9 protein-coding genes are annotated in these 11,999 nt (G+C 61.2%); 6 read left to right on the top strand and 3 right to left on the bottom strand.

Translation table 11 applies throughout. From position 1 onward, the window contains the following. Window positions 1-327: 327 nt before the first annotated feature. Window positions 328-804 (bottom strand): hypothetical protein, encoded by a 477-nt coding sequence (locus DESU86_RS07820; protein WP_179980539.1) that lies wholly within the window; start codon window positions 802-804, stop codon window positions 328-330. A gap of 317 nt (window positions 805-1,121) precedes the next feature. Beyond that, window positions 1,122-2,678, bottom strand: coding sequence for a MocR-like pyridoxine biosynthesis transcription factor PdxR (gene pdxR, locus DESU86_RS07815; protein ID WP_179980538.1), 1,557 nt, complete (start codon window positions 2,676-2,678; stop codon window positions 1,122-1,124). A 242-nt stretch (window positions 2,679-2,920) separates the two neighbouring features. On the opposite strand from pdxR, the gene DESU86_RS07810 reads away from it, so the two are divergent. The 6 genes from DESU86_RS07810 to DESU86_RS07785 all read left to right on the top strand — a co-directional run bounded on the left by DESU86_RS07810 (window position 2,921) and on the right by DESU86_RS07785 (window position 10,202). Further along, window positions 2,921-3,364, top strand: coding sequence for a DMT family transporter (locus tag DESU86_RS07810; protein ID WP_179980537.1), 444 nt, complete (start codon window positions 2,921-2,923; stop codon window positions 3,362-3,364). Window positions 3,365-3,623: 259 nt separating this feature from the next. Further along, complete coding sequence (gene asnS, locus DESU86_RS07805; protein ID WP_179980536.1) at window positions 3,624-4,988, top strand: asparagine--tRNA ligase; 1,365 nt, start codon at window positions 3,624-3,626, stop codon at window positions 4,986-4,988. Between the two features lie 558 nt (window positions 4,989-5,546). Continuing rightward, window positions 5,547-6,593: an aspartate-semialdehyde dehydrogenase gene (locus tag DESU86_RS07800; protein WP_179980535.1), complete on the top strand. Its 1,047-nt coding sequence runs from the start codon at window positions 5,547-5,549 to the stop codon at window positions 6,591-6,593. A 106-nt stretch (window positions 6,594-6,699) separates the two neighbouring features. Then, a complete protein-coding gene (locus DESU86_RS07795; RefSeq protein WP_442873488.1) occupies window positions 6,700-7,653 on the top strand; it encodes an aminotransferase class IV in 954 nt (317 codons plus the stop codon). Then, a complete protein-coding gene (locus DESU86_RS07790; RefSeq protein ID WP_179980533.1) occupies window positions 7,653-9,080 on the top strand; it encodes a glycosyltransferase in 1,428 nt (475 codons plus the stop codon). Before DESU86_RS07795 ends, DESU86_RS07790 begins: the two co-directional genes overlap by 1 nt. Window positions 9,081-9,293: 213 nt before the next feature. Next, the gene (locus DESU86_RS07785) at window positions 9,294-10,202 is read left to right on the top strand and encodes an ATP-binding protein (protein WP_179980532.1); all 909 of its coding nucleotides are present in this window, start codon (window positions 9,294-9,296) and stop codon (window positions 10,200-10,202) included. Between the two features lie 351 nt (window positions 10,203-10,553). Here the strand turns inward: DESU86_RS07785 and fabF are convergent, their stop codons facing one another. Next, complete coding sequence (gene fabF, locus DESU86_RS07780; protein ID WP_179980531.1) at window positions 10,554-11,783, bottom strand: beta-ketoacyl-ACP synthase II; 1,230 nt, start codon at window positions 11,781-11,783, stop codon at window positions 10,554-10,556. Between the last annotated feature and the right edge of the window lie 216 nt (window positions 11,784-11,999).

Here is an 11,999-nt window from a genome sequence, read left to right as displayed (position 1 = left end):
TTCAGAGCGCCCGTCGCGCATACTCCCGACACGCCACCCGCCGGAGGCGGCCCAAACGTAATAAAAGACAGGCCGCCATGCCCGCAGGGCACAACACCCACCTCTCAAAGGACAGGCCCTTCTTTGCTTTCTTCAGAGCGCCCGTCGCGCATGCTCACGCCACGTCGCCCGCCGCGCATGCTCACGCTTCGCCGTGCCCCCCCAAGACAACACAAAAAAAAGGCCCCCCAACGGAGAGCCTTTACACCCCCTGCGGGGTACAACCCCCTACGGGGCACAGCAAACATCACTCGAAAAGAAAAACTTTTCTCTGCCAGCGCGAAGCGCTTATTTCCACAAACTGCTGTACTTGGCGGCAATGCCGTCAGTTCGCTCCACAAGCCTGTCTACCAGACCGTCCACGTCTTCATAGTTGATGGTCCCAAGATCGCGGGCCAGCAGATACCCAAGATACCCCTTGCCCTGCTTGAAAACCCAGCACACGGAATACACTGACCCCACGCCGGGGCGGCTGGAAAATTCCGGTTTGGTTTCAACCATGACGTAGAGCTTGGGCACGTCTTTTTCTTCATCGTCGTTCAGGGTGAAGAGGCTGCTTTTATTGAAGCGTTCCTTCAGAGTTGTGCCCAGGCGCGCGCCAATGCTGTCCGTGCCTTCAAGGGTCACGCTTACAACCGTCACGCGGTCCGCGCCTTTTTCGGGTTTGTCCTGAACGGGCTTGCCCGCCTGAGGCGTAGCGGCCATCGCTGCACCAGCCATCGTCAATGCGCAGAACAGGGCCAGAATGCCAAAAAATTTCTTCATGCCTTTCACCTCAACATGCGGAGTGTGTGACGGTTCCTGACCCTGCCAGCCCGAGCGGGCGCGGCATCAGGATACATCCTTTTTGAGTCTATATAAAGTTTAGAAAAAAGAAAAGCGCCAGCACCCGACCAAAGCGGATTACCTTGAGAAATGCACATTTTCAAAGGGTACGGGGTTACGCCGCGTGCGGCAGCATTGCAGCCTGAGCGGCGCATCGTTGTCCTGCGGAGATTACGCCGCTTGCGCCAGGGTACATAGCAGCCCTGCTGCAATCCGCGCCCACGTGACGCGCAGCGCGATTTACGTTCCATTGCGGCTCAGGCCCGCCCGCAATGCCGTTCCAGCACCAATCGCAATTTTTCCACACCTTGTTCAAGCTGCTGTTCGCTGAACCCGCCAAAACCCAGCATGAGGCCAGGCCTGCCAGTTTCCCGTCCGTACAGGGGCGAAAGCGGGCGCACCGCCAACCCTTCTTGAGTCGCCGCAAGCGCCACTGCCACGTCGTCCACCTGGGCGGACAGCCAAAAAACAAGATGCATGCCCTGCTCGCCAGACTGCGGGCTGCCCCAGTCCGCAAGACGCGCACGCAGCAGGTGCAGCAGACTCTGCCTGCGCTGGGCATAGAGTTTGCGTATGCGGCGCACATGCGCCTCAAAATACCCTTCTTTCATGTAGGCCGCCAGAACATGCTGCTCTGCCGTGGGCGACTGCTTGTCCATAAGCGTGCGCGCGCCCACAAAGGCCCCGACCAGTTCCTGCGGCACAATGGCATAGCCTATGCGCAAGGAGGGAAAAAGCACCTTGCTCATGGTTCCCAGATAGATGACGTGCTGCGGATCAAGCCCCTGCAATGCGGGAAAAGGCTGGCCGGAAAAACGCATCTCGCTGTCGTAGTCGTCCTCCACGAGCCAGGCCCCGCAGGTGCGTGCCCAGGCCAGAAGCTCCATACGGCGGGCCATGCTCATGACCATTCCCAGCGGAAACTGGTGCGAAGGGGTGACAAAAGCCGCGCGGGCGTCGGGACACAGGGCCGCCCCGGCCGACACGTCTATGCCGTGCCCGTCCACAGGAATACGGAATATGCGCGCCTGCACGTCCTCAAGCACGGTCATGAGTCCGGGATAGGCCGGATTTTCCGCCCATACGGGTTCGCCCGGCCCAAGCAGGATTCGCCCCGTGATATAGAGCCCCTGCTGTGCGCCGTTTGTGATGATCACATTTTCCGGCCCGCAGACCACTGCCCTGGATTTGCGCACATAGGCGGCAATGGCCTCCCGCAACGCCATGAGACCGCAAGGATCTTCATACCCTGTGGGGGCGGCCTCCATGCCGGATCGAACGCGATTGCCCAGCCGCCGCCAGTTATGGTCAGGGGCAACGCCCGCCAATGGCACAGCCACAGAAAAGGGCACCAGGGGCTGCGGGGCGAAGCGCCCGGCAAAGACGGCAAAACGCCGCGCGTTGGGCGGCATGTCGGCCTGCGTTTTCTCAAGATGCTCAGGAAAGCGGAACGGCGGGCTGGCCCTGGGCCAGTGCGGCGGGACAGACAGATCCGCCCTGCGCCGGGCAAGCCCCTGCGGGATTGCGGCAAAGGGCGTTGTGCCCAGATCGCGGGCCACATACGTGCCAGCGCCCACGCGGGATTCAAGATAGCCCTCGGCCACAAGCTGGCTGTACACATCGGCCACGGTGCCGCGCGCAAGCCCCAGCTTGCGCGCCAGAATGCGGCTGGCGGGCAGCCTGTCGCCAGGGCGAAGCTGGCCGGTTTCAATGGCTTCACGCAGGCGGGCGGCCAACTGGCGGCCCATGCTGCCCGGCTTGAGCGACAGACCGCCCAGAGCCGCCAGCTCGGTTATAATGCTTTGCTTGCCCATAATGGCCCAACAAGTTTTTTATTAATGGCTCTGTACCGTAGTCCAATTTGGCCATAATGCAAAGCCGGACACCACGCATCAGGCCCGTATTTTCGTTAGCGTCAAGCCAGAGCAATTACCACTTGAAATGCCCGCGTACGGCAGACAAAAGCCCGCCTACCCGCATTTCATGGCAAGGATTTTCAAAAAATCCTTGCTGAGCAATTAACGCATTTCATTCGTAAACTGCTCCAGGAGCCATCATGAAAAGTCTACTGCTTCTTCTGGCCGTCGTCGGCGGCGGGTGCATTCCCGTACAGGCAGGCATCAACAATCTTTTACGGCGTTTTCTGGGCGACCCCATGCAGGCGTCCCTTGTGTCTTTTGCCGTGGGAACGCTGGCCCTCTGGATATACAGCCTCGTCACGCGCCAAAGCTGGCCGGGCATCAGCGAAATAGCCGCCACGCCCTGGTGGTTGTGGATCGGCGGCCTGTTCGGCACGGTCTTTGTCACCTGCACCATCATGCTCGGCCCCAAACTGGGGGCCGCCACCATGACGGCCTTCATGCTGCTGGGCCAGCTTGCGGTTTCTGTCATCCTCGACCACTTCGCCCTGGTGGGCTTTCCCGAACATCCCGCGTCGCTGCTGCGCTTGCTGGGGGTTGCCATGCTGTTCGGCGGGGCCGTTCTTGTAAGAATATTCTGAACTATTTCAGGCAAAATCCGCCTCAACGGGTGTTCCACAGGCGGGGCGCGCAAAAGCGGCCGCCCGTGGAACATCCACCGCACGCCCGGCACACGCCAAACGCACATTTGCCGCATGTGGGCCGCACGCCCGCCCTACACCAGGCGCATGTGGCCGCGCCACACCGTCTGCTCTGGCCCTGCCCGCGCATACGCTCTTGAGCCCGCCCCCCGGAAGCGCTACACTTGCGTAAATTCTTTTCCCACCGAGGAGCCCCGCCATGCAGCGAACCCTGATTATTGACGCTCTCAATTCCGAAGCGGCACAGCCCGCCATTGCCCTGTGCGGCTGGATACGCACGCGCCGTGACGCCAAGGATTTCAGTTTTGTTGAAATCAACGACGGCTCCTGCCTCACCAACATGCAGTGCATAGTGGACACGGGCACGTCGGCCCACGAAGGCCTTGGCGACGCGGCCACCGGCGCGGCCGTGCGCGTCACGGGCGAACTTGTGCCCTCGCCCGGCAAGGGCCAGAAGTGGGAAGTACGCGCGCAGCACGTCGAAGTATACGGTCTTGCGGACCCGGAGAGCTTTCCCCTGCAGAAAAAGCGGCATTCGGACGAATTTTTGCGCACCATCGCCCACCTGCGCCCGCGCACCAACAAATACGGGGCCATGTTCCGCATCCGTTCCGAGGCCGGTTTTGCCGTACACGACTTTTTTCGCGGCCGCCGTTTCTCCCTTGTCCATACCCCGGTGCTTACCGGAGCGGACTGCGAGGGCGCGGGCGAAATGTTCCGCGTGACCACGCTTGAGCCCGGCGCAAAGGATCTTGGCGAGGATTTTTTCAGCCGCCAGTGCAATCTCACGGTTTCCGGCCAGCTTGAGGCCGAAGCCCTGGCCACGGGCCTTGGCCGCGTATACAGCTTCGGCCCCACCTTCCGGGCGGAGAATTCCAACACCCCGCGTCACGCCGCCGAATTCTGGATGATCGAGCCTGAAATGGCTTTTGCCGATCTTGAAGACCTCATGGAACTGGGCGAGGGGCTGACGCGCCATGTGGTGGACCACGTACTGACGCACTGCGAAGAGGACGTGAATCTTTTTGACAGCTTTGTGGACAAGGGCCTGCGTGAACGCCTGCAGCACATGCTGGCCGCGCCCTTTGCCCGCGTGCCATACACCGAGGCTGTTGAAATTCTGCAAAAAAGCGGCAAGGATTTCACCTTCCCCGTGTCCTTCGGCACAGACCTGCAAACCGAGCACGAGCGCTATCTTGCCGAGGAACACTTTAAAAAGCCCGTGATTGTTTACGATTATCCCAAGGATATCAAAGCGTTCTACATGCGGCAGAATGAAGACGGCAAAACCGTTGCCGCCATGGACATGCTGGTGCCCCGCATTGGCGAGCTCATCGGCGGTTCCCAGCGTGAAGAGCGCCTCCACAGGCTTGAGGCGCGCATCCGCGAAATGGGCCAGAACCCAGAGGACTACTGGTGGTATCTTGACCTGCGCCGCTTCGGCACCGTGCCCCATGCGGGCTTTGGCCTGGGCTTCGAGCGCCTGCTCATGATGCTCACGGGCATCACCAATATTCGCGACGTCATTCCCTTCCCGCGCACGCCGGGCAATCTGGAATTCTAGGCCTGCCCCAAAAGCCCCCGGGCCAAGGGCGCGCCACGGCGCGGAATACGCCACGCTACTGTACCGGGCCGTGGACAGGCCCCGGCAAGGCGGGTCTGACAGAGACACAAGGCCGAAACTTACAGCCGCCAGAGCAGTTTCACCATAAAACTGCACTGGCGGCTGTGGTTATTGGCGCGCCTCATATGGGGGCATGCGCTGTTTGCCGCCGCCGTGTCCCTTGCTTGGAGCAGATAAACTTTGCGGTGTTATGCCGGCAAGGCGCTCTCTTTTGCCCCCCCGCCTCATACAATAAAAGTTTTAGGGGGTGGGGGCGTGGGGGAGGCGACCCTTTTTTAAAAGGGTCCCTCCACCACAAAGCATTTCAAAATACCACCGCTCCAAAACATCACCGCTCCAGAACACAGCTTTAAACGCAACAGTTTTTGCAGCAAGCCCGCCCTTCACTTTTGCCGCAATGGGGACTATACTACCGCCTCACCGCGCGCACATGCCGCGCCCTTTTTATCGGCGGCTCCGTAAGGTCGCCGGGCATCGCCCCAAGGAGAGCGAAAGACCATGAGCAAGAAGCTGACTGTTGCCGTTGTGGGCGCCACTGGCGCCGTAGGCCGTGAAATGCTCAAGACCCTTCACGAGCGCGAATTTCCCGCTACCGAAGTACGTGCCTTTGCCTCTGCCCGTTCGGCGGGCTCCAAGGTGCCTTTTGGCGAGCGCGAGCTAACTGTTGAAGAGCTGAAAGAAGACGTCTTTGAAGGCATTGATCTGGCCATTTTCTCCGCTGGCGGCGCCGCTTCGCAAAAATTCTCCCCCCATGCGGCCCATGCTGGCTGTGTCGTGGTGGACAATTCCGCAGCATGGCGCATGGACGACCGCTGTCCTCTGGTGGTGCCCGAAGTAAATGCCGGCGCGCTGGACGCGCACCAGGGCATTATCGCCAACCCCAATTGCTCCACCATCCAGATGGTTGTGGCGCTGAAGCCCCTGCACGACGCGGCGAAAATCAAGCGCATCGTGGTTTCCACCTATCAGGCGGTTTCCGGCACGGGCCAGAAGGGCATCGAAGAACTGGAACGGCAGGTGCGCGACCTTTTCAACGGCCGCGACCCCGAAAACAAGACCTATCCCTACCGCATCGCCTTCAACTGTCTACCGCACATCGACGTTTTCCTTGAAAACGACTACACCAAGGAAGAAATGAAGATGGTTCACGAGACCGTCAAGATTTTCAACGATCCTTCGGTCAAGGTTACGGCCACCTGCGTGCGCGTGCCCGTGTTCTACTGCCATGCGGAATCCGTCAACATCGAGACGGAAAAGAAAATATCGGCCCGCGACGCCCGCGTCCTGCTTTCGCAAGCGCCCGGCGTGCGCGTGTTCGACAATCCCCGCGAGCTCATGTACCCCATGCCCGGCTACTGCGTGGGCGAGGACGCCACCTACGTGGGGCGCATCCGCGAGGACGAGACCATTGAAAACGGCCTCAACATGTGGATCGTGGCCGACAACATACGCAAGGGCGCGGCCCTCAACGCCGTGCAGATTGCCGAAGAGCTTGTGCAGCGCGAACTTGTGCGTGTGGCGGACAAAAACGTCTTCATGGCGTAGGGCGGCCTGCGTTTACGCGCGCGTTCGCAACGCCAGATACACATACGCCTTCAGCGGGCGGACGGAGACCCCGTCCGCCCATTGAGGAGACCCCCCCTTGAAAGCTGTGGATGCCCAGACCTACCTTGCGGCCCTGCTGGCCGCTCCCCGACCCGGTTCAGAGAACGTGCTGGCCTTCTATGACCACAGGGTGGGGCATATCTGCACTGACGCCAGCCTGCTGCTCCTGCCTCTGGACGACCACATCTGCCACAGGGGCGACGGTCTTTTTGAGAGCATCAGTTACCGCCAGGGCAGGTTGTTCAGCCTTGACCAGCACCTGAATCGCCTCAAGGACGGCGCAGCCGCCCTGAAAATCACGCCGCCCTGCTCCTGGGGCGAAGTGCGCGCCATTATTCTGGATGTTGCCCGCGCCGCAGCAAGCGAGCAGGGCGACATGCGCGTGTTCCTGAGCCGTGGCCCCGGCGGTTTCGGCATCAGCCCGTCGGAATGCCCGCAGGCCGGGCTTTACATTGTGGCCCTGCGCAAAAGCTTCGCGGGCGAAGCCTTTTATGAAAAAGGCCTCACCGCCTTTACCAGCGACATCCCGCCCAAACAGGAATACCTCGCCCGCATCAAGAACACCAATTACCTGCCCAATGTCTTCATGGCTATGGAAGCCACGCAAAAAGGCATGGACGTGGCCGTGACCTTTGACGAAAACGGCTTTTTGGGCGAGGCCGCCACGGCCAACGTGGGCCTTGTGGACGCCCACGGCAGCCTGCTCTGCCCCGAACTCAGGCGCATTTTGCCCGGCACCACCATGCTGGCGGCCCTTGAACTGGCGGCGCGGCGCGTCCCCGACCCGCTGCCTGTGCTGGAACGGCCCATCCACAAGGATGAAATCTCCACTGCCCGTGAAATGCTGCTTTTCACCAGTTCCACCCTGTGCGTGGGCGTTACGCATTTTGACGGCATCCCCGTGGGGCATGGCGCGTGGCGCGGCAAGCCCGGCCCCGTGGCCCAATGGCTGCATACGGCCCTGCTTGACCACCTGTTGCAACAAGGCACTCCCTTCTGATGCGTGTTCTGCTCATAGCCCTGCAAAACACCACGCCCGGCCCCGCCAGCCCTGACGAGCAGACGCGCTGGGCCGAGCTTGGTTCGCCCATGCGCACGGCCCGTATGGAAGAGGAACACGCCCTTGCGCTGGCCCGCAGCATGCGCGACGGCGGCAACTTTGCCCCCATGCTGGTCTGCCTCGAGCATTCCACCCTGCATAGCCGCGCCGTGCAACTCAACCTGCCCGTTATTCCCGTCAGCGGCGCGAGCCAGCGCAACCCCCTCAATCTGTGGAGGCTGTGGCGCTGGCAGCGCAGGCATGCGCGCCTGCTGGTGCAGACAATCGGTCAGGACGCCATGGCCCTTGGCCGCAGCGTTCTGCGCATGCGTGAATCCGGCGCGACCCTTCTGGCCCACGCTTTTCTGCTACGGCCGCCCGCGGCCCAGAGCATGACGGGCAAGCCCTTTCTGGCAGCGCACAAAATTCTTTGCGGCTCACAACACATCCTGGAGCGTATGCCCGCCTCCGGCACCACAGAACGCGCCGCCACGCCATGCGCCGTGACGGAAAACAGCGCGACGGAAAGCGCCGCGACCCGGCCCGACGGTACTCCCCACTCAGGCGGCACGGCCCGGCCCGGCCTCCCGGTTGGTGGAGACTCCACCACGGCGGCCCTGCGCGCAGAACGTGGCGAAAAAGGCCGGACACTGCGCCTTGACGGCGACCTCCTCACCCCGATTGCCCCTGGCATGAGCCTGGACGACTTTGCGCCCGCCCCGCCCTGGGAGCAGGCGCAACCATCTGAACCCATTGCCGGAGAAACGGCGCACTCCCGCGAGCAACGCTTTATTTTTGCCCTGGGCGACGCCATGACGCCGCGCTCCGGCGCGCAACTGGTGACGCGCGCCATGGCGGCCATGTGGCAGCGCGACGACCTCCCCACCTGGGAAGTACGCGCGCTGGGCGGCGGCCCACGCTATGCCGAACTGCTGGAAGAGGCCGAAAACCTTGGCGTCAGTTCGCGCCTGTGCCTGCTCAACGAGCAGTCCCTGCCAGAGGTTTTGCGGCACTGCCATGCCTGGATAGCGCCAGGATCTTCCCCCGAAGAACGGCCCGAGAGCCTCTGGGCGGGCGTGGCGGCCTTTCTGCCCACAGTGTGCAGCACAAGCCCCCTGCACCGCGAACGCCTGCGTCTTGACGGCAATGACCCGGCCGACGTGGCGCTGCTGGTGGAAGAAAACGATCCCCAGGCCCTTGCCAAGGCCATGATCGACATCATGCAGGACGCGCCCCTGCGCCGCAGGCTCGCCGAAGCCAGCCAGCCACTGCGCGACCATGTGGGACTTGAATCCTTTGCCGCCAGGGCCTGCGCCCAATATCAGCAATGGTGCCGCCAGCTTGGCTGGCTTGATCCCACGCCCGTCACAGGCGATTCCCGGACTTGAACAGATTTCTATGGAAGCACTGATTAAAGAGCCTTCTAGAAACGCGCAGGTATTTCGTTTGGCAAGGCGCGATCTTTTTTTGAAGCAGGAGTGGACTCTTCCGTCCTCGACTGTTTCAAAAAAAGGGAAGCAACGCCGCCAAACGGAATACATCAGCGTTTCCCCATACTGAAATACTATGACTCCTTATTATTACATACACCAGGAACAGCGATGAAGTGCAAGATATGCAAAGCCGAGGCCGTGGTTGCCCTGCGCAGCCACAATGCCGCCTTTTGTCCCGACTGCTACAAAACGTTTTTTTCCCGCCAGGTTGCCAGGGGCATTGAAGGCCAAAACCTTTTCACCCGCGACGAGCGCGTGCTGGTGGCGCTTTCAGGCGGCAAGGATTCGCTGGCCCTCATGCTTGAGCTGTCGCTGCAGGGCTACAATGTCACGGGCCTGCACATCGACCTTGGCATTCCCGTTTCCTCCGCTGCCGCGCGCGGCGTGGTGGAGCGCTTCTGCGCCAAGCACGGCCTCAATCTGATGGTCAAGGAAATGGTCGCCGAGGGCCTGCCCATTCCGGCTGTCAAAGAACGTCTGAACCGCCCCATCTGCTCCGCCTGCGGCAAGATCAAGCGCCATTTTTTCAACAAGGTCGCCCTGGATGAAGGCTTTGACGCCCTGGCCACAGGCCATAACCTCGATGACGAGGTGGCCCGCCTGTTCAGCAATACCCTGCGCTGGGACACAGCCTACCTTTCCGACCAGGGGCCGCTGCTGGACAGCGAGCACGGCTTTTCACGCAAGGTCAAACCCCTCTGGCGGCTCTCGGAATTTGAAACCGCCAACTACGCCTTCTTGATGGGCATCGAAAACCACTATGCGCCCTGCCCCTACAGCCCCGGAGCAAGCTTCACCACCCTCAAGGGCCTGATGCAGAACCTCGAGGCCGCCATGCCCGGCCGCAAGCTCGATTTCTATCAGGGCTTTCTCGCACGCGGACGGCCCGTCTTCGCCCGGCGCGAGGCCGAAGAAGGCCTGGAACTGGCGCCCTGCACCCTCTGCGGCTACCCCACGTCCTCGGGCGAAACCTGCGGCGTCTGCCGCATCCGCGCCGCGTTACAAGGCGAAGGCTAGAGCGGGTACGGTTGGGATTTGTTGTTGGAGTGAGAGGCAATGCTTTGTGGGGGAGGGACCCTTTTGAAAAAGGGTCCCTCCCCCACGCCCCCACCCCCTAAAACTCTTATCGTGTCTTACCGTACTACAAAGAGTTTGCTGATCTGAAGCGGGGTTTCAGAGGCAAGAGGTTTCTCGGTATCACGCCATTTCAATGGGGCTCTGCGGCAAGCAATAGATTAGCGGCAGGTTCCTGTCATAGATGAACGCAAAAGGGCGCAGCCACACGGCTGCGCCCTTTTGCATGGCAGAGATGTCGTATCCTGAACGGTGCTGTGGCAATGCCCGGAGCACGTTCACGGGAAAGCGGGTTTATCCCTCGTACTTTTTGAAAACCACCGAGGCATTGTGCCCGCCAAAGCCAAAGGCGTTGGAAAGCGCGTAGGTAATGTCGGCCTTCACGGCCACATTGCGGATGTGGTTCAGGCCGCACTCGTCATCGGGATTGTCCAGGTTGATGGTGGGCGGCAGCAGCCCGTGCCGCAGGGCCTGTAAGGTAATGATCGCCTCAATGCCGCCCGCCGCGCCAAAAAGATGGCCCGTCATGGACTTGGTGGCGCTCACGCGGGCGCTGTCCAGGCACTGCTGAAAAACATCCCCAATGGCCTTGGCTTCAGACTTGTCGCCCTCCCGCGTGCCGGTGGCGTGGGCGTTGATGTAGCCAATGTCGCCAGGAGTCACCCCGGCCTGTTTGATGGCGATCTTCATTGACCGGGCCGCGCCGTGAAAGTCCGGCGAGGTGATGTGGCCCGCGTCGCAGGTCGCGCCGTAGCCCGCCACTTCGCCCAGAATGATAGCCCCGCGCCGTGTGGCGTGCTCAAGGTCTTCAAGCAGGAGCACGGCGGCCCCTTCGGACATGACAAACCCGTCACGGTCGCGGTCAAAGGGGCGGCTGGCCTGCGTCGGATGGTCGTTATTGGTGGTCAGGGCCTTCATGCTTGAGAACCCGGCGAACAGAAAGGGATGGATGCCCGCATCGGCCCCACCGGCCAGCATCATGTCGGCATAGCCGTGCCTGATGCTCAAAAATGCCTCGCCAATGGCGGTATTCGCAGTGGCGCAGGCCGAAACCGGCGCGTAGTTCGCCCCCTTGAAGCCCGTTTTGATGGCAATGACGCCCGAAGCCATATTGCTGATCATCATCGGAACCAAGAAGGGCGACACGCGGCGCGCGCCCTTGGCAAGAAAGGCCTCATGGTTGCGCATGATGGTCTCTATGCCGCCAACGCCCGACCCCACATACACGCCAGCCCGCTCGGCGTCCCAGTCGTCGCCGGGATTGGCCATATCAAGAGCCTGCTTGGCCGCCGCATAGGCATACTGGATGTAGCGGTCGTACTTCTTCGCCTCCTTGGCCTCCAGATAGGCTTCGGCGGGAAAGTCCCCGATGACGCCGCCAACCCGCGACGCACTTTCCTCAAAGGCGGGGTCGTCAATTTTTTTTATGCCGGACGTGCCGGTCGAGATGTTCTTCCAGAGCGTTTCGGCGTCATTTCCCGAAGGTGAAATGATGCCGTATCCAGTTACAACCACCTTACGCATATGCTCTCCTGAGCTTTGATTTTAAAATACCCTGGCGTGCGCCACGAGCGTTTGCAAACAGTGCGGATGAACGCTTTCAACTGCCTGACGCCCCAGCGGATAAACCTTGGAAACCACATATGGCCCGAACACCGATGAAAGCAGGCGTCTGTCTTGCGGGCGTGCAAGGGGATGCAGGGAAAGGGCAATGGTTTTCCGTGGTATCTTTTATGTATG

Origin of the sequence: Desulfovibrio sp. 86 (genome assembly GCF_902702915.1) — a bacterium.
Lineage (GTDB): Bacteria > Desulfobacterota > Desulfovibrionia > Desulfovibrionales > Desulfovibrionaceae > Desulfovibrio.
This window is presented reverse-complemented; position numbering and strand designations above follow the sequence as displayed.